A 23,412-nucleotide genomic window follows, 5' to 3' on the forward strand; every position below is an offset into this window, starting at 1 on the left:
CTGCACCGGTGACTTCTTCCACAACACCCGACACCGACCTCAGCGTAAAAACCCGCTTGATTGCCCTGGTGGTCGCCGTGACCTTCTTCATGGAAAACCTCGATGCGACGGTGATCGCCACCGCCCTGCCGACCATGGCATCGGCCTTCGGGGTGACGCCGGTCGACATGAACATCGGCATCACCGCCTACATTCTCGCCGTGGCGATCTTCATCCCACTGTCCAGTTGGGTCGCTGACCGATTTGGAGCGCGCCGGGTATTTGCCGGCGCGATCATCGTCTTTACCCTCGCCTCATTACTGTGTGGCCTGAGCCAGAGCCTTGAGATGTTCGTGTTCGCCCGCGTCCTGCAGGGCATCGGCGGCGCCCTGATGGTGCCGGTGGGGCGCTTGGCAGTGCTGCGCAATACCGACAAAAAAGACTTGGTGAAAATGATCGCGATCATCACCTGGCCAGGGTTGGTGGCGCCGATCCTGGGGCCATTGGCCGGTGGGTTGATCGTGACCCATGCTTCGTGGCCATGGATCTTCTACGTGAACCTGCCGCTGGGCGCCTTGGCACTGGCCGCCGCACTGTGGCTGGTACCGGAAGGCTGCGAGGCCAGCGTGCGCAAGTTCGATGCGAAGGGCTTTGTGTTGCTCGCGGGCGCCTGCGTGGCATTGCTGGGTGGGCTGGAATGGCTGGGTAGCCAGTCCGGCGAAATGCTCATCCCCGGCGCCGGATTGGTGGCGGCGGGCCTACTGCTGTCGGTCTGGGCCGTGCACCATTGCCGGCATTACTCCGACTCGTTGCTGCCGCTGGAAACGCTGTCCATCAACACCTTCCGCGTCAGCATCTATGGCGGCTCACTGTTCCGCCTGGCCATCAGCGCACTACCCTTCCTGTTGCCGCTGCTGTTCCAGGTTGCCTTCGGCTTGTCCCCGGTGGATGCCGGCTTGTTGGTGCTGGCGGTCTTCGCCGGCAACCTGGCGATGAAGCCATTCACCACAGCCATCATGCAGCGCTTCGGGTTTTGCAAGGTGCTCATGGTCAATGGCATGATCGGCGTGGCGTCAATCGCGGCCTGCGCCTTGTTTACGGCGCAGACACCGTTTGCAGTGATTGCAGCGGTGTTGTTCGTGGGCGGGCTGTCACGCTCGATGCAGTTCACTTGCTACAACTCGATTGGCTTTGCCGACGTGCCCAAAGCACGCATGAGCGAGGCGTCGGCATTGTTCAGCATGTCGTTCCAGCTGGCCATGGGCATGGGTGTGACGGTGGCCGCGTTGTTGTTGCGCGCATCCATGACGGTGCAAGGGCATGAGGTTCAGGCCCAGGTTGTGGATTTCCGGGTGGCGTTTGTGGGGGTGGCGTTGCTGGGGGCGTTGGCGTTGGTGGATGTGTATCGGTTGCCGGCGCAGGCGGGGGAAAGTGTATTGACGCGAAGCTGAGTGAGCCATTCCGGTTGGAGCGTCGTTCGACGATTACTTATCGTGCTCGACATTGACGAACACCCTGCCGGAGAGCCCGCCCAAGATTGAAGGTGGGCGCCGAACTGGCGTTCTGAGGTGGGGGTTTTGCAAAAATTTTGCAAATCGCAGACAACAAAAAAGGGCCCACCTTTCGGTGAGCCCTTCTAGACCGCCCAGCAGAGCGGATTTTGTTTGGTAGGCGCGATTGGACTCGAACCAACGACCCCCACCATGTCAAGGTGGTGCTCTAACCAACTGAGCTACGTGCCTGCTGTGAGGCGGCATTCTACGGAATTCCGGAGGGGTGTCAACATCTTTTTTGCAGCTAACCCTATGAATATGCGAATTTTTTATTTGCGTGGGGCACACCCGTGGATTTCGGGTGGCTGGCAGGCAATTTTCAACTCAGGTAGGATCGGCGCACTCGTAAAAAATATAAAACAGAGGTTCCAGGATGGCGAACACCCCCTACCCCCAGTCGTATTACGCCGCTTCCGCGAATGCCGTTCCTCCCCGTCCCGTGCTGCAAGGCGAGGTCGAAACCGATGTGTGCGTGATCGGCGCTGGCTACACCGGCCTCTCCAGCGCGCTGTTCCTGCTGGAGAACGGTTTTCGCGTGACGGTGCTGGAAGCCGCCAAGGTGGGGTTTGGCGCCTCGGGTCGCAACGGCGGGCAGATCGTCAACAGTTACAGCCGTGATATCGATGTGATCGAGCGCAGTGTCGGGCCCAAGCAGGCGCAATTGCTGGGAGAGATGGCGTTTGAAGGCGGCAGGATCATTCGCGAGCGGGTGGCCAAGTATCAGATCCAGTGCGACTTGAAGGATGGCGGCGTGTTCGCCGCGCTCAACAGCAAGCACATGGGCCACCTGGAATCGCAGAAGCGCCTGTGGGAGCGCTACGGCCATACTCAGCTGGAGCTGCTGGACGAGCGCCGCATTCGTGACGTGGTGGCCTGTGACAACTATGTGGGTGGCCTGCTGGACATGAGCGGCGGGCACATCCATCCGCTTAACCTCGCACTCGGCGAAGCGGCTGCCGTGGAATCCCTGGGCGGTACGATCTACGAACAATCGGCTGCGGTGCGTATCGAGCGCGGTGCCAACCCGGTGGTGCACACCGCCGAGGGCAAGGTCAGGGCCAAGTTCATCATCGTCGCTGGCAATGCCTACTTGGGCAACCTCGTGCCAGAGCTGGCGGCCAAGTCGATGCCGTGCGGCACACAAGTGATCACCACGGCCCCCCTGGGCGACGAACTGGCGAAGACGCTACTGCCGCAGGATTACTGCGTAGAAGACTGCAATTACCTGCTCGACTACTACCGCCTCACCAGCGATAAGCGCCTGATCTTCGGCGGCGGCGTGGTGTACGGCGCGCGCGATCCGGCGAATATCGAGGCGATCATTCGTCCGAAGATGCTCAAGGCATTCCCGCAGCTCAAGGATGTGAAGATCGACTACGCCTGGACCGGCAATTTCCTACTCACCCTGTCGCGCTTGCCGCAGGTGGGGCGCCTGGGCGACAACATCTATTACTCGCAGGGCTGCAGCGGCCACGGCGTGACGTACACGCATTTGGCCGGCAAGGTACTGGCGGAAGCCCTCAGAGGCCAGGCAGAGCGCTTTGATGCATTTGCCGACCTGCCGCACTACCCGTTCCCAGGCGGGCAATTGTTGCGTACACCGTTCGCGGCAATGGGCGCCTGGTATTACGGCCTACGCGACAAACTGGGGTTCTGATCCGAAACTCGTAGGAGCCCGCACGCGGGCTCATACGGGTCGCACTTATCAAATCGCAGACACAAAAAACCCCAGTCTTTCGACCAGGGTCTTTGCTATCGGATCAAAGTAGCCAGAGGCTTTCTTTGCGCTTCAAGGCGTTCAGTGGGCCTTGATGCAGATATGGCGCAGCGGACGGGACTCGAACCCGCGACCCCCGGCGTGACAGGCCGGTATTCTAACCGACTGAACTACCGCTGCGTATCGCTTGACCGGCTGAGCGTAAGGCCTCAACCGTCCTTGAACATCTGATCGATCAGCCTTGGCTGTTCAATCTCAAGCCCGACAAATCAGACTTGGAAAATATGGCGCAGCGGACGGGACTCGAACCCGCGACCCCCGGCGTGACAGGCCGGTATTCTAACCGACTGAACTACCGCTGCGCGTCGGTGCAACCTTTAGCGTTGCGTCTTGCCCTGGGGCAAAACTCTCAAGAAGTGGTGGGTGATGACGGGATCGAACCGCCGACCCTCTGCTTGTAAGGCAGATGCTCTCCCAGCTGAGCTAATCACCCTTTGCTTCGTTGAGGCCGCGAAATTTACGCAGGTAGCGGACCTAAGTCAATAGCCCGCTTGAAGTTTTTCTGAAAAAGACAAAATGACTTCAAGACGGCAACCCGCCCTACTCGCTGTAAATCATCTTCTTGCTCATGCCACCGTCCACGACAAACTCTTGCCCGGTGACAAACCCCGCCTGGCGCGACAGCAGCCATGCCACCATCGCCGCTACGTCTTCTACAGTGCCCACCCTGCCCGCCGGATGCTGGGCGTGATCGGTGTCGCTCAACGGTTCGGCACGACGTGCTGCAGGATCACGCGCATCGATCCAGCCAGGACTGACCGCATTGACCCTTACTTCCGGGCCCAGGCTCATCGCCAGGGCATGCGTGAGGGCCAGCAGGCCGCCTTTGCTTGCGGCATAAGCCTCGGTGTCCGGCTCCGACTGGCGAGCCCGTGTCGACGCCAGATTGACGATGGCGCCACCGTGGGCGCGCAGGTAAGGCGCGCAGTGCTTGGCCAATAACATCGGCCCACCGAGGTTCACGGCCAGCACCCGATTCCAGTAAGCCAGGTCCAGGCTTTCCAGGGTGATATTGCGCGGGTCGGCCACTGCCGCGTTGCAGACCAACGCGTCCAGGCGCCCAAACTGCCCCAGCACTTCGGCGACACCCTGGGCCACTTGCTTCTCGTCGGCCACGTCCATGCTGATAAACCAGGCGTTCTCGCCCAGCACCTTGGACACCTTGGAACCGCGCTCGCGGTCCAGGTCGGTCAACACCACCTGCCAGCCTTCGCTGATCAGCCACGCGGCAATCCCGAGACCAATGCCCCGCGCCGCACCGGTGACCAGTGCGACACGCCCGTTACTGGCGGCTGCGGCTTCCATGGACCACTCGATCACAAGGCTGCCAGCCCGCGAGCCAGGTCAGCCTGCAAGTCAGCCACGTCTTCCAGGCCAACCGCGATGCGGATCAGGCTGTCACGGATACCCGCTGCCTCACGCTCCTGCGGCGCCAGGCGCCCGTGGGAAGTGGTACTCGGGTGGGTAATGGTGGTCTTGCTGTCACCCAGGTTGGCGGTGATGGAGATCAGGCGCGTCGCATCGATAAAACGCCAGGCGCCCTCTTTGCCGCCCTTGACTTCGAAGCTCACCACGGCACCAAAACCGCGCTGCTGGCGCTGGGCCAACGCGTGCTGCGGGTGGCTCTTGAGGCCGGCGTAATGCACCTTCTCGATACCGTCTTGCTGCTCCAGCCACTCGGCCAGCGCCTGGGCGTTGGCGCAATGGGCCTTCATGCGCAGGTTGAGGGTTTCCAAGCCCTTGAGGAAGATCCAGGCGTTGAATGGGCTCAAGCTTGGGCCAGCGGTGCGCAGGAAGCCCACGACCTCTTTCATCTGCTCACTGCGACCCGCAACCACACCGCCCATGCAACGACCCTGGCCGTCGATGAACTTGGTCGCCGAGTGCACGACGATGTCCGCGCCCAGCTTCAACGGCTGCTGCAGCGCCGGGGTGCAGAAGCAGTTGTCGACCACCAGCAGGGTGCCCTTGGCATGCGCCACTTCGGACAATGCAGCGATATCCACCAGTTCGGCCAATGGGTTGGACGGCGACTCGACGAACAGCAACTTGGTGTTGGCCTTGATCGCTGCCTCCCAGCCAGACAAGTCCGCCAAGGGCACGTAGTCCACTTCGATACCGAAACGCTTGAAGTACTTTTCGAACAGGCTGATGGTCGAACCGAACACACTGCGCGACACCAGCACATGGTCGCCGGCACTGCACAGGCTCATGACCACCGCCAGGATCGCCGCCATGCCGGTGGCCGTGGCCACAGCTTGCTCAGCGCCTTCCAACGCCGCGATACGCTCTTCGAACGCGCGCACGGTCGGGTTGGTATAGCGCGAATACACGTTGCCCGGCACTTCGCCAGCAAAGCGCGCAGCGGCATCGGCGGCGGTGCGGAACACATAGCTGGAAGTGAAGAACATCGGGTCGCCGTGCTCACCTTCCGGGGTGCGGTGCTGGCCGGCGCGCACAGCCAGGGTATCGAAAGCTACGCCATCGAGGTCGCTGTCCAACCGACCGGCATCCCATTCCTGACTCATGCTGCGACTCCTTACTCAATTCTTTATTTAAGATACAAAACCGGCCCCTCAGGGCCGGTTGTCACTCAGTTGTTGTACAGGTCGATGATCGCGCTGACCGCCTGGGTCTTGATCTTCGACGAGTCGTTACGCGCCTGCTCGATCTTGTCCAGGTACGCCTCGTCGACGTCACCGGTCACGTACTTGCCGTCAAACACGGCGCAATCGAACTGGTCGATCTTGATTTTGCCACCACCGACCGCTTCGATCAGGTCCGGCAAGTCCTGGTAGATCAGCCAATCGGCACCGATCAGGTCGGCCACGTCCTGGGTCGAACGGTTGTGAGCGATCAGTTCGTGGGCGCTCGGCATGTCGATACCGTATACGTTCGGGTAACGCACGGCAGGTGCTGCGGAACAGAAATACACGTTCTTCGCACCGGCTTCGCGGGCCATCTGGATGATCTGCTTGCAGGTGGTGCCACGCACGATGGAATCATCCACCAGCATCACGTTCTTGCCGCGGAATTCCAGCTCGATGGCGTTGAGCTTCTGGCGTACCGACTTCTTGCGCGCTGCCTGGCCCGGCATGATGAAGGTCCGGCCAATGTAGCGGTTCTTCACGAAGCCTTCGCGGAACTTGACGCCCAGGTGGTTGGCCAGCTCCAGCGCAGCGGTACGGCTGGTGTCCGGGATCGGGATCACCACGTCGATGTCATGCTCAGGACGCTCGCGCAGGATTTTCTCGGCCAGCTTCTCGCCCATGCGCAGACGCGCCTTGTACACCGAAACGCCGTCGATGATCGAATCCGGACGCGCCAGGTAGACGTGCTCGAAGATGCACGGGGTGAGTTTCGGTGCCACGGCGCACTGGCGGGTATGCAGCTTGCCGTCTTCGGTGATGTACACCGCTTCGCCTGGCGCAAGGTCGCGGATCAGGGTGAAACCCAACACGTCCAGGGACACGCTTTCGGAGGCGATCATGTACTCGACGCCTTCGTCGGTGTGACGCTGGCCGAACACGATCGGGCGAATGCCGTGCGGGTCACGGAAGCCGACGATGCCATAACCGGTGACCATGGCCACTACGGCATAACCGCCGACGCAACGGTTGTGCACGTCGGTGACGGCAGCGAACACGTCTTCTTCGGTCGGCTGCAGCTTGCCGCGCTGGGCCAGCTCGTGGGCGAACACGTTGAGCAGCACTTCCGAGTCGGAACTGGTGTTGACGTGGCGCAGGTCAGATTCGTAAATCTCCTTGGCCAACTGTTCAACGTTGGTCAGGTTACCGTTGTGCGCCAGGGTGATGCCGTAAGGCGAGTTGACGTAAAACGGTTGAGCTTCGGCCGACGTCGAGCTACCGGCAGTTGGGTAACGCACATGGCCAATGCCCATATGCCCGACCAGGCGCTGCATGTGACGCTGGTGAAACACGTCACGTACCAGGCCATTGTCCTTGCGCAGGAATAACCGGCCGTCGTGGCTGGTCACAATACCGGCAGCGTCCTGGCCGCGGTGCTGGAGGACGGTTAGCGCGTCATACAGCGCCTGATTGACGTTCGACTTACCGACGATACCGACGATGCCACACATGCGACGCAACCCCTACTTAATGAATCTTGACTGAACACAGCTTACTGAGGCGTTTTGGCCGGTAAGAGGTGTTCCTTGAACGGAAGATCAGCGGGTACGCTGATTCCGCTGGCCAGCCACTGACTGCTCCACCCCAGAATGAGGTTTTTGGACCAATCTGCAACCAATAGAAATTTTGGCACGAGTACCGACTCCTGCCACCACGAATCCTGCTGTACCGGCCCCAGGCTCAACAGCCCGACCGCCACGACCACCAGCAACGCGCCACGCGCGGCGCCGAAGGCCATGCCGAGAAATCGATCGGTCCCGGAGAGGCCGGTGACACGTATCAACTCGCCAATAAGATAATTGACCATTGCCCCCACCAGCAGCGTGGCGATGAACATGATGGCGCAGCCCGCGATGACGCGAGCCGAAGGTGTCTCGATGTATCCGGCCAGGTAGACCGACAATGAACCGCCGAACATCCAGGCTACGACTCCTGCGATGATCCAGGTCAGCAACGACAGTGCTTCTTTTACGAAGCCGCGGCTTAGACTGATCAAAGCGGAGATGGCGACGATTGCAACGATCGCCCAATCAACCCAGGTAAATGGCACGTTTGAGCCTACGGACAGATAAGGCGGCGCATTTTAGCAGAGCGTCGGGCTATCGGTAAGCTGTGATTACGGCAGCTTTGCAAATCAATGGGTTGTACCCCTGAATGTAGGAGCCCGACTTGCCGGCGATAGCGATCTTATCGACGCCATCGCCGGCAAGCCGGGCTCCTAAAGGTATGCCGCATCTCAAGCAGGGATCAAATCAGCCGCGTTCAGGCTGGAAACGAGTGACGAATCCTTTAAGGTTCTGCTGGCGATCCAGCAGGTCCCGCAGGCGATCCGCCTCGGCACGCTCGATCAGCGGGCCGATAAACACCCGATTCTTGCCGTCGGCGCTTCGAATATAGGCGTTGTAGCCCTGGCTACGCAGCTTCTTCTGCAAGGCGTCGGCGCCTTCGCGATTGCCCAGGCTGGCGACCTGGATCGACCAACTGATCGGCAAGCCATTCGGGTCGATACGGCTCTGCCCCACATCCGGCTTGCCCGGGGCGGCAGGTTGCGGCGCTACCGGCTTGGGTGCAGGTGCGGGCGCAGCGGGCTTGGTGGCGACAACCGGCGCCGCGGGTGCTGGCTTGACCACTGGCACGCTGGGTTGCACCGGCATCGACGGTGCCTGCTGCGCAGCCACTTCATCGTCAGTCGGTACAGGCTCTTCTTCAGGCAATGCCTGGGGCTCAGGTACCACCACCGGTTCAACCTGCACCTGGGGCACTGCGGGCGCCTGGGGCGCAGCCGGGGCTTCGACGACAACCTGACGCTCTTCGTCCTGGCGGGAAAACAGCATCGGCAGGAAAATCACCGCCAATGCCACCAGCACCAAGGCTCCGACCATTCGCTGCTTGTATGCGCTATCCAGTAATGCCATGTGCAGCTTCCTCCGTGGAGCGCCGGGCCAACCACTCAAGCGCCTCGGCAACACAATAAAATGACCCGAACAACAGAATCTCATCGTCGGGCGTGGCAATGGCGCACTGTGCTTCAAGGGCATCGGTCACGCTTGCATACGACGTCACCGGCGCACCAAGGTTCTGCAAGGCCACTTCCAGTTCGGTCGCCGGACGGCTGCGCGAGGTATCCAGCGGCGCCACGGCCCAAGCCTGGACATTGCCCAGCAAGGGCGCGACCACGCCCTCCAGGTCCTTATCGGCGAGCAAACCGAATACTGCAAGGCGACGGCCGACCGGTGGCCTGCGCGACAGGCGTTGCGCCAGGTACTCGGCCGCATGGGGGTTGTGGCCCACATCCAGCAGCAGGTTCAGGCGCCTGCCCTGCCATTGGAACTCACGTCGATCCAGACGCCCGACCACGCGCGTCGCCAACAAGGTGGCGGCGATCTGCTCGGCATTCCACGGCAGATCCAACAGCAGATAAGCCTGCAGCGCGAGCGCGGCGTTTTCCATCGGCAGGTTCAGCAGCGGCAGATCGCGCAGCTCCACAGCCTGGCCTTGTGCATCGCGCCCACGCCATTGCCAGTGCTGCTCACCGATCTCAAGGTTGAATTCGCGACCGCGCAGGAAAAGCGGGCAATCCAGCTCGCGCACCTTGTCCAGCAAGGTGTGTGGCGGATCCAGGTCACCACACAGCGCTGGCTTGCCCTGCCGGAAGATCCCGGCCTTTTCGTAGGCCACGGATTCGCGGGTATTGCCCAGGTAGTCGGCGTGGTCCACACCAATACTGGTGACCAGCGCCAGATCGGCATCCACCACATTGACCGTGTCCAGGCGTCCGCCCAGGCCGACTTCCAGCACCACCACATCCAGTTGCGCACGCTCGAACAGCCAGAACGCCGCCAGGGTGCCCATCTCGAAGTAAGTCAGGGATGTCTCACCCCGGCCGGCATCGAGTGCGGCGAAGGCTTCGCAGAGTTGCTCATCGGTGGCTTCGACGCCATTGAGCTGCACCCGCTCGTTGTAACGCAGCAGGTGCGGGGAATTGTAGACGCCGACTTTCAGCCCTTGGGCCTGCAGCAGCGCCGCGACAAAGGCACAGGTAGAGCCTTTGCCGTTGGTGCCGGTCACCGTGATCACTCGCGGCGCCGGCCGGCCCAACCCAAGGCGGGCCGCTACCTGTTGCGAGCGCTCCAGGCCCATGTCGATGGCGGACGGATGCAACTGCTCAAGGTAGGCGAGCCATTCGCCCAGGGTACGTTGGGTCATAGGTTTGCAGGCACCGGCGGCACAACAATCGGCTCGACCTTAGGCGCGATGTAGACAGGCGTCGGCAGGCCCATCATTTGTGCCAGCAGGTTGCCCAGGCGCGGACGCAACTCGCCGCGCGGGATGATCAGGTCGATCGCGCCGTGCTCCAGCAGGAACTCGCTGCGCTGGAAGCCTTCCGGCAGTTTTTCACGCACGGTCTGCTCGATCACGCGCGGGCCGGCAAAGCCGATCAGGGCCTTTGGCTCGCCAACGATCACGTCACCCAGCATAGCCAGGCTGGCGGATACGCCGCCGTAGACAGGGTCAGTCAGCACGGAGATGAACGGGATGCCTTCTTCGCGCAGACGCGCCAGTACCGCGGAGGTCTTGGCCATTTGCATCAGGGAAATCAGGGCTTCCTGCATACGCGCACCACCGGAGGCGGCGAAGCAGATCATCGGGCAACGGTTTTCCAGGGCGTAGTTGGCCGCGCGGACAAAGCGCTCGCCGACGATGGCACCCATGGAGCCGCCCATGAAGGAGAACTCGAACGCCGACACCACGACAGGCATGCCCAGCAGCTTGCCGCTGACGGAAATCAGCGCGTCTTTCTCGCCGGTCTGCTTTTGGGCAGCGGTCAGGCGGTCCTTGTACTTCTTGCCGTCACGGAACTTGAGACGGTCAACTGGTTCCAGGTCGGCGCCCAGCTCGTTACGGCCTTCGGCGTCGAGGAAGATGTCGATGCGGGCGCGGGCGCCGATACGCATGTGGTGGTTGCACTTGGGGCAAACGTCCAGGGTCTTTTCCAGCTCCGGGCGGTACAGCACCGCGTCGCAGGATGGGCACTTGTGCCACAGACCTTCAGGAACCGAGCTTTTCTTCACCTCGGAACGCATGATCGAAGGGATCAGTTTGTCTACTAACCAGTTGCTCATGCTTTCTTTCTCCAGTACCGGTGGCTTGAACACAGCCCCGCGTATGCCCTTGAGCTAAATTCATATGTGGCGATGACACATGCTGGACGGGGTCAGACGTTCGACCGGCCTTTTCCCGCATGTATCCTCAGCCTTCCAGACAACCTGCCAGCGCAGGGTTGCCACTTCATTTCCGAGCCACCCACAGGCGGCGCCGGGCTGTTTTACACAGTGGTAGTTATGGACGGCGGCAGACTGCCAGCCGTCACATCCCACCGCTGCTGTTGCGCACGGCCTGCATGAATGCGCGAATCTTGCTGTGATCCTTGATGCCCTTGCCCTGCTCTACCCCACCGCTGACATCCACGGCATACGGGCGAACCTGCTCGATCGCCGCCCCGACATTCGCAGGGTTGAGCCCGCCGGCCAGGATAATCGGCTTGCTCAGCCCTGCGGGAATCAGCGACCAATCGAACGCTTCACCGGTTCCACCGGGCACGCCTTCGACGTAGGTGTCGAGCAGAATCCCGCGAGCGCCACCATAGGCGGCACAGGCGGCCGCAATGTCATCCCCGGCCTTGACGCGCAATGCCTTGATGTAGGGGCGCTGGTAGCTTTCACATTCGTCGGGCGTCTCGTCGCCGTGAAACTGCAGCATATCCAGCGGTACGGCATCCAGGGTTTCGTTGAGTTCGCAACGGCTCGCGTTGACGAACAACCCCACGGTAGTCACGAACGGCGGCAAGGCGGCGATGATCGCCCGCGCCTGCAACACATTCACCGCCCGTGGGCTCTTGGCGTAAAACACGAAACCAATGGCATCCGCCCCCGCCTCGACTGCCGCCAGCGCGTCTTCTATGCGGGTAATCCCGCAAATCTTGCTGCGAACGGCTGACATGTCGTGGAAACCTCAGGGGTTGGACCGAGAAAGTCCCGGATGGTAACAAAAGCTTTTCCGGGCGTCAGCCGCCAAGTTCGCTGAAACCTGTGAGGAAGTGTGGCCCGATGAAACGATCCGGCAGTTCGAACTCGTCGCGGTACTCCACATCCACCAGGTATAGGCCGAACGGATGCGCCGTGACCCCGCCGGTACGGCGGACGCGGCTTTCCAGCACTTCCTTGGCCCACTCCACCGGGCGCTCGCCGGTGCCGATGGTCATCAGCACCCCGGCAATGTTTCGAACCATGTGATGCAGGAAGGCCCCGGCGCGGATATCCAGCACGATCATTTTGCCGTGGCGGGTCACGCGCAGGTGATGGACCTCCTTGATCGGCGACTTGGCCTGGCACTGGCCGGCACGGAAGGCGCTGAAATCATGCACGCCCACCAGGTGCTGCGCGGCTTCGGCCATGCGCTCGGCGTCGAGCGGGCGATGGTTCCAGGTGATTTCTTCGTTGAGGTGCGCCGGGCGGATCTGGTCGTTGTAGATCACATAGCGATAACGCCGGGCGATCGCCTTGAAGCGCGCATGGAAATGCGCGGGCATGACCTTGGCCCAGCTGACACTGACGTCATGGGGCAGATTGATATTAGCGCCCATCACCCAGGCCTTCATGGAGCGTTCTGCCTGGGTGTCGAAATGCACCACCTGGCCGCAAGCATGCACGCCCGCATCGGTGCGCCCGGCGCACATCAGCGACACTGGCGAATCAGCAACTTTGGACAGGGCATTTTCCAGGGTTTCCTGCACCGTCAGCACGCCAGACGCCTGACGCTGCCAGCCGCGATAGCGCGAACCTTTGTATTCCACGCCCAGGGCGATGCGGTAAAAGCCTGCGGCTGCCATTTCGGCAGCCGGATTATCTATATTTGCCAAGAACTGAGAGCCTGATGAGTTGCGCAAAGGCGGCCATTATAAAGACCGTAAAGCGTGATGGGCACTTTTGTAACGGATTGGCCCCTAGCAAAATGTGGGAGCGGGCTTGCTCGCGAAGGGGGTGGATCAGTCACAACATCATTGACTGACGCGCCGTCTTCGCGAGCAAGCCCGCTCCCACACTGGATAGGCGTCGCCCGTTAAATGCGACCGAGCATTTCCTTGGCCTCGCCGCGCTGAGTCTCGTCGCCCTCAGTGAGCACTTCGGTGAGGATGTCTCGCGCACCGTCCGCATCGCCCATGTCGATATACGCCTGGGCCAGGTCGAGCTTGGTGGCAACTTCGTCGGTGCCGGAGAGGAAGTCGAATTCCGGCTCATCATCGCCCAACGCCGCATCTTGCGCAGTGAAGGACGGTTCGATGGACGGATGCTCCAGGCTCTGGGACAGGCGGTCCAGCTCGGCGTTGACATCATCCAGCTCCGACGCAAATGCATCAGGCTTGGCCGGCGCTTCCGGCTCATCGGCCAGGGACAGGTCGAAATCTTCCGGCAGGTCGAAGTCGTCCAGTGCCGCAGGTGTGAGGGTCGGTGGCTCGACGGCCGGCACGTCCTTCATCTGGTCTTCGAGGCCCGATAGAAAGTCGTCATCGGATTGCGCCGAAGCCGGGGCGTCCAACTGCAGGTCCAGATCGAAGTCCGACAGGTCGTCCGGGCTGGCCTTGGCTTCAGTCTGCTGCTTTAGAAGCGACTCAAAGGCTTGCTGATCGTCCTTGACCTCGGCCGGGGAAGCTTCTTCGAGATCGTCCAGGCTCAGGTCAAAATCGGTATCAAAGGCCTCCGGCTGCGCAGGCGCTGGTTTGTCTTCGAGCAAATCCTTGACGTATTGAGCGTCCAGGGCAGCAGCGGCCACCGCCGCGCTGACGCCTGCCGCCAGCACGGCCATGGCCGGGAAGCGACTCTTGAGCTGCTCGACCTGGGCATGGTTTTCACCATTGGCCACCAGCTGACGCTCCTGTGTCACAAAGCCGTCCTTGTCGTTTTGCAGGCCGTAGACTTCCATCAGCTTCAAACGCAGGTCGCTGCGCTTGGGCTCATGCCTGATCGCCTGTTGCAGCACGTCGGCGGCCTGGTTGAGGTGGCCACGGTCGATATGGGATTGAGCCTGGGCCAACGCATCGCTTGAGTTCACCGGAGCCACGGCAACGGCCAGCGGCGCGAGCACGGAAGCAACGGTCGGCACCGCAACAGCCGGCGCGACCACCGGGGCCGGTGCTGGCGCCGCGGCCAGCTTGACGTTTGGCGGCGGCACTTCCAGGCCTTCGAAGCTGTCCGGCGGCAGGTCGTGATCGATGTTCGAGGTGAACTCTGGCTCTTCCGCCAGGGCCCGCGCCATGCGCAGGTGCTTTTCTTCTTCGCGGCGCGCATTGCGATGGCGCGCCCACAACAGCAGGAGCAACAGCACCAGCAAGATAGCGGCGCCGCCAAGTACGCCGAGCACGACCGGGTTGGTCAGCAGGTCGTTGAATTTGCCCTCGGTGGTGGCCGGCGCTGCATCCGCCTTGACCGGCTCAGGTGCTGGCGCTGGTGCGGTGGGTGCAGGGGCAGCAGTGGACGTGGCGGTATCGGGCGCTACCGGGGCAGCCGCCGGTTCGCCTGCCAACTGCGCGGGCATCGCCGCCGTGGCCGCGGTAGCCGGGACACCCTTTTCCGCCTGCAAACGCGCCAGTTGATCGTTCTTCAGTTGAATCAGCTTTTGCAGCTTGTCCAATTGGCTTTGCAAGTCGGCCGCGCGGCTTTTCAGTTCTTCGTTGTCACGGCGGGTGGTGTCCAGTTGCTCCTGGGTCATCGCCAGCTTGTCGCTGAGTGCCGCGCTATCGCCGACCTTGCCTTTGGCCCCCTTCTTGGCCGCCTCGGCCGACACCAGGCTCAAGTTGTCCTTGGCGTTGGTGCTGGCTGGGGCGTTGCCGGCCTGGGTGCGCTTGGTGGCGTCCAGTTGCTGCTTGCCCGCTGCGGGATTGGTCGCGGCACGCCGACCCTGGCGCCAGGCGGCGTTCTGCGCGCTCACCTCGGCAATCGCCTGGGGTTGCGGTAATGCGGTGCTTTGTACGGTGTCCGGCAGGCGCAGGACCTGGCCGGTTTTCAGGCGGTTGATATTGCCGTCCACAAAGGCATCGGGGTTCAGCGCCTGGATCGCCAGCATGGTCTGCTGCACCGAGCCGCCATTGCGGTTCTTCGCGGCAATTTCCCACAGGGTGTCACGGGAGGTGGTGGTGTGCTGCGCCGTTTTGCTCGCGGCCGGCGCGGTGCTGGCCGGTGCAGCCGAGCGCGGTGCCGGCGCGGCGGTCGTCGGTGCCGGCTGGTCGAACTTGGCCGGGTCGAGCAACACGCTGTAGTCACGCATCAGACGGCCATTAGGCCATTGCACCTGCAACAGGAAACGGACGTAGGAATCAGGCAGCGGCTTGCTGGAGGTGACGCGCACCACACTGCGGCCGTTTGGATTGACCACCGGGGTAAACGTCAGGTCATCGAGAAATGCCTGGCGATCAACGCCCGCGTCCACAAACGCCTGGGACGAAGCCAGGCTCGGCGTGATCTCGGACGCCGTGAGGCCGCCGACATCGAGCAATTCGATTTCCACCGCCAACGGCTGGTTCAACTTCGACTTGAGGGTCATCTCCCCCAGCTGCAGCGCCTGCGCCATACCGGAGGACAGCGCCGAGGCGGCCGCTATTGCTAACACCAGTTTGCGAACTTGAACCATAGCCTCATCCTTTGTTTGAACACTCCCCGGCCTGCGAGAAGGTTGGTAACCGCTGCCATAAGGCATGGCGAGCCGATAGGTCACCGACGCGCAACTTTTCCTGCCTGGGGCCAAGCATAGCGCTTGGCTAGAATCAATCTACAAATTGCCGCCAAGTATCTTTTACGCAAGGCCTTTTATCAACAACTGCGCCAGCTGCACGGCATTCAACGCGGCGCCTTTGCGTACGTTATCTGACGTCAGCCACAGATTTAGTTCCGCCAGGTCATCCACGCCCGCCCTGACACGACCGACATAGACCACATCCTGGCCCACTGCGTCACCTACGGCTGTAGGAAAATCCCCTTCATCCACGAGCTCGATCCCCGGCGCAGCGTCAAGTGCCCGGTTCACCGCAGCGAGGTCGACCGCCGCGCCCAGTTGCAGGGACACAGTCAGGCTATCGCCAAAAAACACCGGGGCTTGAACGCAGGTTGCGGAAATCTTCAGCAAAGGTGATTCCAGCACCGCACGCAGCTCATGGACGAGGCGCTTCTCCAGAGCGGTATGACCTTGGGCGTCCGGCGTGCCGACTTGTGCAAGCAGGTTGAAGGCTACCTGGCGATCGAAGAATTTCGGCTCCAGTGGGCGCATGTTCAACAGCTCGGCGGTTTGCCGGGCCAGCTCGCTGACGGCCTCACGCCCCTGGGCTGACATCGCCAGGCTGGCGGTGACACTCACTCGCTGGATATCCAGCAGGCCACGCAAGGGCGCAAGGACGACCGCCAGGTTGGTCGCCGATGGGCTTGGGCTGCCGAGCTGGAACGGTTTTTCCAGGCCATCCAGCACATGGGCATTGGCTTCCGGCACGACTTGAGGCGCCTGCTCGGCCGGCAAGGCGCCGGACAAGTCGATCACCGAGCAACCCGCTGCCGTGGCACGCGGCGCAAAACTCAGGGTGGCCGCCGGCCCCGCCGCAAAGAACGCCAGCTGTACTTTGCTGAAGTCGAACTCATCGACCTCCCTCACCCGCAGGTTCTTGCCGCGAAACGGCACCGAGGCACCGGCAGAGTTGTTGCCGGCCAGCAGGTGCAGGGTGCCCACCGGGAAGTCCAGCTCTTCGAGGATCTGCACCAGGGTTTCGCCGACGGTACCGGTGGCGCCGATCACGGCGATATCAAAGGTCTGGGTCATGGGGGCTGCCTCGGGCATTGCGGGGGGAGCGGCACTTTACCGGGTGGTGCTGGGTGAGGCAATTAACCCGGCTTTTGTGGTGTGGCTGATGGCCTCTTCGCGAGCAAGCCCGCTCCCACATTCAACCGAGTTTATTCAGTTGAAATGCAATCAAATGTGGGAGCGGGCTTACTCGCGAAGAGGCACCAAAGGCCAATAAAAAAACCCGCACCTGTCACCAGAGCGCGGGTTTCCAATATTGCCTCAAGCGATCAACGCTCCAGCAGAATCCGCAGCATGCGACGCAGCGGTTCGGCGGCGCCCCACAGCAGCTGGTCGCCAACGGTGAACGCGCCGAGGAACTGGCTGCCCATGTTCAGCTTGCGCAAACGGCCCACCGGTACATTCAGGGTGCCGGTGACCTTGGTCGGGCTCAGCTCCTGCATGCTGATGTCGCGGTTGTTCGGCACCAGCTTGACCCATGGGTTGTGCTGGCTGATCAACGCTTCGATATCGGCGATCGGCACATCTTTGTTCAACTTGATGGTCAGCGCCTGGCTGTGGCAGCGCATGGCGCCGATGCGCACGCAGATGCCGTCCACCGGGATCGGGTTCTTGAAGCGGCCGAGGATCTTGTTGGTTTCGGCCTGGGCCTTCCACTCTTCGCGGCTCTGGCCGTTCGGCAGCTCTTTGTCGATCCACGGGATCAGGCTGCCGGCCAGTGGCACGCCGAAGTTCTCGGTCGGGTAGGCGTCACTGCGCATGGCTTCGGCCACACGACGGTCGATGTCGAGGATCGCGCTGGCCGGGTCGGCCAGTTGATCGGCAACGGCGGCGTGAGTCGCGCCCATCTGCTTGATCAGTTCACGCATGTTCTGCGCGCCGGCACCGGAGGCCGCCTGATAGGTCATGGCGCTCATCCACTCGACTAGGCCAGCCTCGAACAGGCCACCCAGGCCCATCAGCATCAAGCTGACGGTGCAGTTGCCACCGACGTAGTTCTTGGTGCCGGCGTCCAGTTGCTGGTCAATGACCTTGCGGTTCACCGGGTCAAGGATGATCACCGCATCATCCTGCATGCGCAGGCTCGAGGCAGCGTCGATCCAGTAACCCTGCCAGCCGGCTTCGCGCAGCTTGGGGAAGACTTCGCTGGTGTAGTCGCCACCCTGACAGGTCAGAATCACGTCGAGGGTTTTCAGCTCTTCAATGCTGTAGGCGTCCTTGAGTGGAGCAATATCCTTGCCCACAGACGGCCCTTGGCCACCCACATTCGAAGTGGTGAAAAACACCGGCTCAATAAGATCGAAATCCTGCTCTTCCAGCATCCGCTGCATGAGCACGGAACCGACCATACCGCGCCAACCGATCAGACCTACACGTTTCATCGCAACTACACCTTGTTAAAAAGTGGGCCGCCTTGCAGCAACAACTGCAAGCGGGCCCGAGAGATTACAGATTCCGCAGCGCGGCGACTACTGCGTCGCCCATTTCTTGCGTACCGACCTTGGTGCAACCCTGCGACCAGATGTCGCCAGTGCGCAGGCCTTGGTCCAACACCAGGCTCACGGCCTTCTCGATGGCATCCGCCGCTTCGCTCAGGTTGAAGCTGTAACGCAGCATCATCGACACCGACAAAATGGTCGCCAGCGGGTTGGCAATGCCTTGGCCCGCGATGTCCGGCGCCGAACCGTGGCAAGGCTCGTACATGCCCTTGTTGTTGGTATCCAGGGACGCCGACGGCAGCATGCCGATGGAACCGGTGAGCATCGAGGCCTGGTCGGACAGGATGTCGCCGAACAGGTTATCGGTGACGATCACGTCGAACTGCTTGGGTGCACGCACCAGTTGCATGGCGGCGTTATCGACGTACATGTGGCTCAGTTCGACGTCCGGGTAGTCCTTGGCCACTTCTTCAACGATTTCGCGCCACAGTTGGCTGGAAGCCAACACGTTGGCTTTATCCACCGAGCAGACCTTCTTGCCACGCACACGGGCCATGTCGAAACCCACGCGGGCGATACGGCGGATTTCGCTCTCGCTGTACGGCAGGGTGTCGTAGGCCTGGCGCTCGCCATTTTCCAGCTCACGCACACCGCGCGGCGAGCCGAAGTAGATACCGCCGGTCAGCTCGCGCACGATGAGGATATCCAGGCCCGCGACCACTTCCGGCTTGAGGCTCGACGCGTCGGCCAGTTGCGGGTAGAGGATCGCCGGGCGCAGGTTGCCGAACAGGCCCAGTTGCGCGCGGATCTTCAGCAGGCCGCGCTCAGGGCGGATATCGCGTTCGATCTTGTCCCATTTCGGGCCGCCGACGGCGCCGAGCAGTACAGCGTCGGCCGCACGCGCACGGTCCAGGGTCTCGTCGGCCAGCGGTACGCCGTGCTTATCGATGGCAGCGCCGCCGATCACGTCGTGGCTCAGTTCGAAGCCCAGGCTGTACTTGCTGTTGGCGAGTTCCAGGACCTTGACCGCTTCGGCCATGATTTCCGGACCAATACCGTCGCCAGGGAGAATCAGAATCTGCTTGCTCATGCGTTCCTCATTTCATCAAGCGACCCGCCCGTGGGCAGGTCGGGAAAAATCAATCAGCGTTCGGCAAAGACCACCAGCACGTCGGTGCTGAAGGTGCCGTCGGCCTGAATTTCGTAATAATCGCGCACTTCCTGGCCCATCGCCTGTTGCAGCTCAAGTATCGCTGCGCGCAATACCTCTGGCGTGCGCATGCGCTCGACCCATGAGGTGTATTCCAGGCGCAAGCGTTGGCGGCTGCTGTTGCGCACATGCAGGCCGGACTCGCTGAGCTGCTGCATCCACTCGGCGGCAGCGTAATCGCGCACGTGGCTGGTGTCGCGCAGCACTTCGACGGTTTGCAGGTAAGTGTCCAACAGCGGGCTGCCCGGTGACAAGACGTCGACGAACGCCGCTACGCCGCCCGGTTTGAGCACGCGGCGCACTTCGCGCAGGGCCAGGCCGAGGTCGCTCCAGTGATGGGCCGAATAACGGCTGAACACGAAGTCGAACTCCCCATCGGCGAACGGCAGGCGCTCGGCAGCGCCGTGCACAGTACGGATATTGCCCAGGCCACCGTCCACCGCAGCGGCGGCGACCACGTCAAGCATCTGCTGGGACAGGTCGTAGGCCACCACTTCTTTAACCAATGGCGCCACGTGGAAGCTGACATGACCGGCACCGCACCCCAGGTCCAGCAAGCGCGCGCTGCCCTGCCCGGCCAGTTCGGCCTGCAGCAGCGCGAATTCGGTGCCTTGGGCGTGCACGGCACTGCTCAGGTAGGCTGAGGCTTGCTCGCCGAATTGTTTTTGCACGATTTGGGTGTGGGCGGTGCTGGTCATGGTGCTTTCCTTGGGTTTTGGGGTGGCTGTACGGGCGCTATCGCAGGCAAGCCAGCTCCCACAGTTGGAATGCATTCCAATGTGGGAGTCGGGCTTGCCCGCGATAGCGCCCGCACGGTTACCGCAAATCAGGCATCGCGAAACAACCAGGGCTGGCTTGCCCGGTGCTTGGCTTCAAACGCCGCTATCGCATCGCCGTCCTGCAAGGTCAGGCCGATATCGTCCAAGCCGTTGATCAGGCAGTGCTTACGGAACGCATCCACTTCAAAGTGATACACCTTGCCATCCGGACGGGTCACGGTTTGCGCGGCCAGGTCGACGGTCAGTTGGTAGCCTTCTTCAGCTTCCACCTGCTTGAACAGCTCGTCGACTTCCGCGTCGGTCAAGATGATCGGCAGCAGGCCATTCTTGAAGCTGTTGTTGAAGAAGATGTCGGCGTAGCTCGGCGCGATGATGCTGCGAAAGCCATATTCTTCCAGGGCCCACGGCGCGTGTTCACGGCTGGAACCGCAACCGAAGTTCTCACGGGCCAGCAGTACGCTGGCGCCTTGGTAACGCTCGGCGTTGAGCACGAAGTCCTTGTTCAGCGGGCGCTTGGAGTTGTCCTGGTAGGCGTAGCCCACGTCCAGGTAGCGCCACTCGTCGAACAGGTTCGGGCCAAAACCGGTGCGCTTGATCGACTTCAAGAACTGCTTGGGGATGATCTGGTCGGTGTCGACGTTGGCGCGATCCAAAGGGGCGACAAGGCCGGTGTGTTGAGTAAAAGCACGCATCAGGTATTCCTCAGATCAATTCGCGAACGTCGATGAAACGACCGTTGACGGCCGCCGCAGCGGCCATGGCCGGGCTGACCAGGTGGGTACGCCCGCCGGCACCCTGACGCCCTTCGAAGTTTCGGTTGGAGGTGGACGCGCAATGCTCGCCCGATTCCAAACGGTCCGGGTTCATCGCCAGGCACATCGAGCAGCCCGGCTCACGCCATTCAAAACCGGCTTCAAGGAAGATCTTGTCCAGGCCTTCGGCTTCGGCTTGCGCTTTGACCAGGCCCGAACCCGGCACCACGATGGCTTGCTTGATGGTCGACGCCACTTTGCGGCCCTTGGCGATCACCGCCGCTGCGCGCAGGTCTTCAATCCGCGAGTTGGTGCAGGAACCGATGAACACGCGATCCAACTGGATATCGGTGATCGCCTGGTTGGCCTGCAAACCCATGTACTTCAAGGCGCGCTCGATGGAACCACGCTTGACCAGGTCGGCCTCTTTGGCCGGGTCCGGCACGTTCTGGTCGACGGCCAGGACCATTTCCGGCGAAGTGCCCCAGCTGACTTGTGGCTTGATCTGGGCAGCGTCGAGTTCGACCACGGTGTCGAACACCGCGTCGGCGTCGGAGACCAGGTCTTTCCAGGCTTCGACGGCGGCGTCCCAATCCGCGCCTTGCGGGGCGAATGGACGGCCTTTTACGTATTCGACGGTCTTTTCGTCCGCCGCCACCATGCCCACGCGGGCACCGGCTTCGATGGACATGTTGCAAATGGTCATGCGGCCTTCGATGGACAGGTCGCGAATCGCGCTGCCGGCGAACTCGATGGCATGGCCGTTACCGCCGGCGGTGCCGATCTTGCCGATCACGGCGAGTACGATGTCTTTGGCGGTCACGCCAAATGGCAACTGGCCTTCGACCTTAACCAACATATTCTTCATTTTCTTGGCGACCAGGCACTGGGTGGCGAACACATGTTCCACCTCGGAGGTGCCGATGCCGTGGGCCAGGGCGCCAAAGGCACCGTGAGTCGACGTATGGGAGTCACCGCAGACCACGGTCATGCCCGGCAAAGTGGCGCCCTGCTCCGGGCCGATCACGTGAACGATGCCTTGACGCACGTCATTCATCTTGAATTCGGTAATGCCATATTCGTCGCAGTAGTCGTCGAGGGTCTGCACCTGCAAACGCGACACCTGGTCGGCAATGGCTTCGATGCCGCCTTTGCGCTCTGGCGTGGTGGGCACGTTATGGTCTGGCGTGGCAATGATGGAGTCGACGCGCCAAGGCTTGCGCCCGGCCAGTCGCAGGCCTTCGAACGCTTGGGGCGAGGTCACTTCATGGATGATGTGACGGTCGATATAGATCAGCGACGAGCCATCGTCGCGCCGTTTCACTTCATGGGAATCCCAAAGCTTGTCGTAAAGCGTTTTGCCGGCCATCAGTCGGTCCTCATCAGCGGTGTTTCTTTATGCCGGGCTTTTCAATAACCCTTTGGCTTGTGAGGCTGATGGTATGGCGCTACATTAAATAACTCAAATTCATATTTTTTATGCTTTGGATTACCAACTGGAATACCACCATGGACCTGGCCAACCTCAATGCCTTTATAGCCATCGCCGAGACCGGCAGCTTCTCCGGCGCCGGCGAGCGTCTGCACCTGACCCAACCGGCCATCAGCAAACGCATCGCCGGCCTGGAGCAACAATTAAAGGTGCGTTTGTTCGACCGCCTGGGCCGTGAAGTCGGCTTGACCGAAGCCGGCCGGGCCTTGCTGCCGCGCGCTTATCAGATCCTCAACGTGCTGGACGATACGCGCCGCGCCCTTACCAACCTGACCGGCGAGGTCAGCGGGCGCCTCACTTTAGCCACCAGTCACCATATCGGCCTGCACCGCCTGCCGCCGATCCTGCGTACCTTTACACGGGAATACCCGAATGTGGCGCTGGATATTCAGTTCCTCGATTCAGAAGTGGCCTACGAAGAAATCCTCCATGGCCGCGCCGAAGTGGCGGTGATCACCCTGGCGCCCGATCCCCACCACCTGGTGCGGGCCACCCCGGTGTGGGACGACCCGCTGGATTTCGTGGTGGCGCCGGAGCATAGCCTGACCAGCAACGGCAAGGTCAGCTTGGCGGACATTGCCGGCCACCCGGCGGTTTTCCCCGGCGGCAACACCTTTACCCACCATATTGTCAGCCGGCTGTTCGAGGCCCAGGGCCTTACGCCAAACATCGCGATGAGCACTAACTATTTGGAAACTATCAAGATGATGGTGTCTATCGGCCTGGCCTGGAGCGTGTTGCCGCGCACGATGCTGGATGAACAGGTGGCAAGTATCGCTTTGCCGGGCATACAGCTCAGTCGCCAGCTAGGCTATATCGTGCACACCGAAAGGACGCTGTCGAATGCTGCGCGGGCTTTCATGAGCCTATTGGATGCACAAGTCGATCTGCCAGGGATTCCGGCATGAACCTGTGCGGCCTCAAGGTCTGAACTGAACCGCGCC

19 protein-coding genes and 4 tRNA genes are annotated in these 23,412 nt (G+C 61.7%); 3 read left to right on the forward strand and 20 right to left on the reverse strand.

Going from position 1 to position 23,412, the window contains the following annotated elements:
• The first annotated feature begins 8 nt into the window (after positions 1-8).
• The gene (locus KHP07_RS20225; protein ID WP_214497881.1) at positions 9-1,430 is read left to right on the forward strand and encodes an MFS transporter; all 1,422 of its coding nucleotides are present in this window, start codon (positions 9-11) and stop codon (positions 1,428-1,430) included.
• A gap of 214 nt (positions 1,431-1,644) precedes the next feature.
• On the opposite strand, the gene KHP07_RS20230 is transcribed toward KHP07_RS20225, so the two are convergent.
• A tRNA-Val gene (locus KHP07_RS20230) sits at positions 1,645-1,721 on the reverse strand.
• 184 nt (positions 1,722-1,905) lie between these two features.
• On the opposite strand from KHP07_RS20230, the gene KHP07_RS20235 reads away from it, so the two are divergent.
• Positions 1,906-3,189 carry an NAD(P)/FAD-dependent oxidoreductase gene (locus KHP07_RS20235; RefSeq protein WP_099492556.1) on the forward strand — a complete coding sequence of 428 codons (1,284 nt, stop codon included), beginning with the start codon at positions 1,906-1,908 and terminating at the stop codon, positions 3,187-3,189.
• Between the two features lie 163 nt (positions 3,190-3,352).
• Here the strand turns inward: KHP07_RS20235 and KHP07_RS20240 are convergent.
• The 19 genes from KHP07_RS20240 to leuC form a co-directional block, all read right to left on the reverse strand.
• Positions 3,353-3,429, reverse strand: a tRNA-Asp gene (locus KHP07_RS20240).
• A 105-nt stretch (positions 3,430-3,534) separates the two neighbouring features.
• Positions 3,535-3,611 (reverse strand) — tRNA-Asp (locus KHP07_RS20245).
• Between the two features lie 55 nt (positions 3,612-3,666).
• A tRNA-Val gene (locus tag KHP07_RS20250) sits at positions 3,667-3,742 on the reverse strand.
• A gap of 107 nt (positions 3,743-3,849) precedes the next feature.
• A complete protein-coding gene (locus KHP07_RS20255) occupies positions 3,850-4,614 on the reverse strand; it encodes an SDR family oxidoreductase (RefSeq protein ID WP_078049415.1) in 765 nt (254 codons plus the stop codon).
• 11 nt (positions 4,615-4,625) lie between these two features.
• Positions 4,626-5,837, reverse strand: a complete 1,212-nt coding sequence (locus tag KHP07_RS20260) for an O-succinylhomoserine sulfhydrylase (RefSeq protein ID WP_078049416.1) — start codon at positions 5,835-5,837, stop codon at positions 4,626-4,628.
• Between the two features lie 65 nt (positions 5,838-5,902).
• Entirely contained in the window at positions 5,903-7,408 is a 1,506-nt protein-coding gene (gene purF / locus KHP07_RS20265; protein ID WP_078049417.1) for an amidophosphoribosyltransferase, read from the reverse strand.
• A 41-nt stretch (positions 7,409-7,449) separates the two neighbouring features.
• A complete protein-coding gene (locus KHP07_RS20270; RefSeq protein ID WP_003192538.1) occupies positions 7,450-8,007 on the reverse strand; it encodes a CvpA family protein in 558 nt (185 codons plus the stop codon).
• Positions 8,008-8,209: 202 nt separating this feature from the next.
• The gene (locus KHP07_RS20275; RefSeq protein ID WP_078049418.1) at positions 8,210-8,872 is read right to left on the reverse strand and encodes an SPOR domain-containing protein; all 663 of its coding nucleotides are present in this window, start codon (positions 8,870-8,872) and stop codon (positions 8,210-8,212) included.
• On the reverse strand, positions 8,856-10,163 hold the full coding sequence (folC, locus tag KHP07_RS20280) for a bifunctional tetrahydrofolate synthase/dihydrofolate synthase (RefSeq protein ID WP_214497882.1): 1,308 nt from the start codon (positions 10,161-10,163) through the stop codon (positions 8,856-8,858). The genes KHP07_RS20275 and folC overlap by 17 nt, the downstream gene beginning before the upstream one ends.
• Positions 10,160-11,080: an acetyl-CoA carboxylase, carboxyltransferase subunit beta gene (gene accD, locus KHP07_RS20285; protein WP_078049420.1), complete on the reverse strand. Its 921-nt coding sequence runs from the start codon at positions 11,078-11,080 to the stop codon at positions 10,160-10,162. The genes folC and accD overlap by 4 nt, the downstream gene beginning before the upstream one ends.
• A 244-nt stretch (positions 11,081-11,324) precedes the next feature.
• On the reverse strand, positions 11,325-11,957 hold the full coding sequence (locus tag KHP07_RS20290) for a phosphoribosylanthranilate isomerase (RefSeq protein WP_099492916.1): 633 nt from the start codon (positions 11,955-11,957) through the stop codon (positions 11,325-11,327).
• Positions 11,958-12,021: 64 nt separating this feature from the next.
• Entirely contained in the window at positions 12,022-12,846 is an 825-nt protein-coding gene (truA, locus tag KHP07_RS20295) for a tRNA pseudouridine(38-40) synthase TruA (protein WP_078049422.1), read from the reverse strand.
• Positions 12,847-13,076: 230 nt separating this feature from the next.
• Positions 13,077-15,641, reverse strand: a complete 2,565-nt coding sequence (locus KHP07_RS20300) for a FimV/HubP family polar landmark protein (protein WP_214497883.1) — start codon at positions 15,639-15,641, stop codon at positions 13,077-13,079.
• Between the two features lie 162 nt (positions 15,642-15,803).
• Positions 15,804-16,814 carry an aspartate-semialdehyde dehydrogenase gene (locus KHP07_RS20305; protein WP_214497884.1) on the reverse strand — a complete coding sequence of 337 codons (1,011 nt, stop codon included), beginning with the start codon at positions 16,812-16,814 and terminating at the stop codon, positions 15,804-15,806.
• A gap of 251 nt (positions 16,815-17,065) precedes the next feature.
• A complete protein-coding gene (gene asd, locus KHP07_RS20310; RefSeq protein WP_034107599.1) occupies positions 17,066-18,178 on the reverse strand; it encodes an aspartate-semialdehyde dehydrogenase in 1,113 nt (370 codons plus the stop codon).
• Positions 18,179-18,242: 64 nt separating this feature from the next.
• On the reverse strand, positions 18,243-19,325 hold the full coding sequence (gene leuB, locus KHP07_RS20315) for a 3-isopropylmalate dehydrogenase (RefSeq protein ID WP_021491199.1): 1,083 nt from the start codon (positions 19,323-19,325) through the stop codon (positions 18,243-18,245).
• A gap of 53 nt (positions 19,326-19,378) precedes the next feature.
• The gene (locus KHP07_RS20320) at positions 19,379-20,143 is read right to left on the reverse strand and encodes a class I SAM-dependent methyltransferase (protein WP_214497885.1); all 765 of its coding nucleotides are present in this window, start codon (positions 20,141-20,143) and stop codon (positions 19,379-19,381) included.
• A gap of 128 nt (positions 20,144-20,271) precedes the next feature.
• Entirely contained in the window at positions 20,272-20,916 is a 645-nt protein-coding gene (leuD, locus tag KHP07_RS20325) for a 3-isopropylmalate dehydratase small subunit (protein WP_033901804.1), read from the reverse strand.
• A 10-nt stretch (positions 20,917-20,926) separates the two neighbouring features.
• A complete protein-coding gene (gene leuC, locus KHP07_RS20330; RefSeq protein WP_078049426.1) occupies positions 20,927-22,345 on the reverse strand; it encodes a 3-isopropylmalate dehydratase large subunit in 1,419 nt (472 codons plus the stop codon).
• Between the two features lie 140 nt (positions 22,346-22,485).
• Between leuC and KHP07_RS20335 the strand changes: the two genes are divergently transcribed.
• Positions 22,486-23,376: a LysR family transcriptional regulator gene (locus KHP07_RS20335; RefSeq protein WP_099494213.1), complete on the forward strand. Its 891-nt coding sequence runs from the start codon at positions 22,486-22,488 to the stop codon at positions 23,374-23,376.
• Positions 23,377-23,412 lie beyond the last annotated feature (36 nt).

Origin of the sequence: Pseudomonas sp. VS40, from assembly GCF_018587885.1 — a bacterium.
GTDB classification, from domain to species: Bacteria; Pseudomonadota; Gammaproteobacteria; order Pseudomonadales; family Pseudomonadaceae; genus Aquipseudomonas; species Aquipseudomonas pergaminensis.

Bases quoted from the DNA above. Each gene is read 5' to 3' on its own strand.
- leuC (WP_078049426.1), bottom strand. From the start codon at position 22,345: ATGGCCGGCAAAACGCTTTACGACAAGCTTTGGGATTCCCATGAAGTG.
- purF (WP_078049417.1), bottom strand. From the start codon at position 7,408: ATGTGTGGCATCGTCGGTATCGTCGGTAAGTCGAACGTCAATCAGGCG.
- KHP07_RS20290 (WP_099492916.1), bottom strand. From the start codon at position 11,957: ATGTCAGCCGTTCGCAGCAAGATTTGCGGGATTACCCGCATAGAAGAC.
- asd (WP_034107599.1), bottom strand. From the start codon at position 18,178: ATGAAACGTGTAGGTCTGATCGGTTGGCGCGGTATGGTCGGTTCCGTG.
- KHP07_RS20275 (WP_078049418.1), bottom strand. From the start codon at position 8,872: ATGGCATTACTGGATAGCGCATACAAGCAGCGAATGGTCGGAGCCTTG.
- KHP07_RS20260 (WP_078049416.1), bottom strand. From the start codon at position 5,837: ATGAGTCAGGAATGGGATGCCGGTCGGTTGGACAGCGACCTCGATGGC.
- leuD (WP_033901804.1), bottom strand. From the start codon at position 20,916: ATGCGTGCTTTTACTCAACACACCGGCCTTGTCGCCCCTTTGGATCGC.
- leuB (WP_021491199.1), bottom strand. From the start codon at position 19,325: ATGAGCAAGCAGATTCTGATTCTCCCTGGCGACGGTATTGGTCCGGAA.
- KHP07_RS20305 (WP_214497884.1), bottom strand. From the start codon at position 16,814: ATGACCCAGACCTTTGATATCGCCGTGATCGGCGCCACCGGTACCGTC.
- truA (WP_078049422.1), bottom strand. From the start codon at position 12,846: ATGGCAGCCGCAGGCTTTTACCGCATCGCCCTGGGCGTGGAATACAAA.
- KHP07_RS20335 (WP_099494213.1), top strand. From the start codon at position 22,486: ATGGACCTGGCCAACCTCAATGCCTTTATAGCCATCGCCGAGACCGGC.
- KHP07_RS20300 (WP_214497883.1), bottom strand. From the start codon at position 15,641: ATGGTTCAAGTTCGCAAACTGGTGTTAGCAATAGCGGCCGCCTCGGCG.
- folC (WP_214497882.1), bottom strand. From the start codon at position 10,163: ATGACCCAACGTACCCTGGGCGAATGGCTCGCCTACCTTGAGCAGTTG.
- accD (WP_078049420.1), bottom strand. From the start codon at position 11,080: ATGAGCAACTGGTTAGTAGACAAACTGATCCCTTCGATCATGCGTTCC.
- KHP07_RS20320 (WP_214497885.1), bottom strand. From the start codon at position 20,143: ATGACCAGCACCGCCCACACCCAAATCGTGCAAAAACAATTCGGCGAG.
- KHP07_RS20255 (WP_078049415.1), bottom strand. From the start codon at position 4,614: ATGGAAGCCGCAGCCGCCAGTAACGGGCGTGTCGCACTGGTCACCGGT.
- KHP07_RS20235 (WP_099492556.1), top strand. From the start codon at position 1,906: ATGGCGAACACCCCCTACCCCCAGTCGTATTACGCCGCTTCCGCGAAT.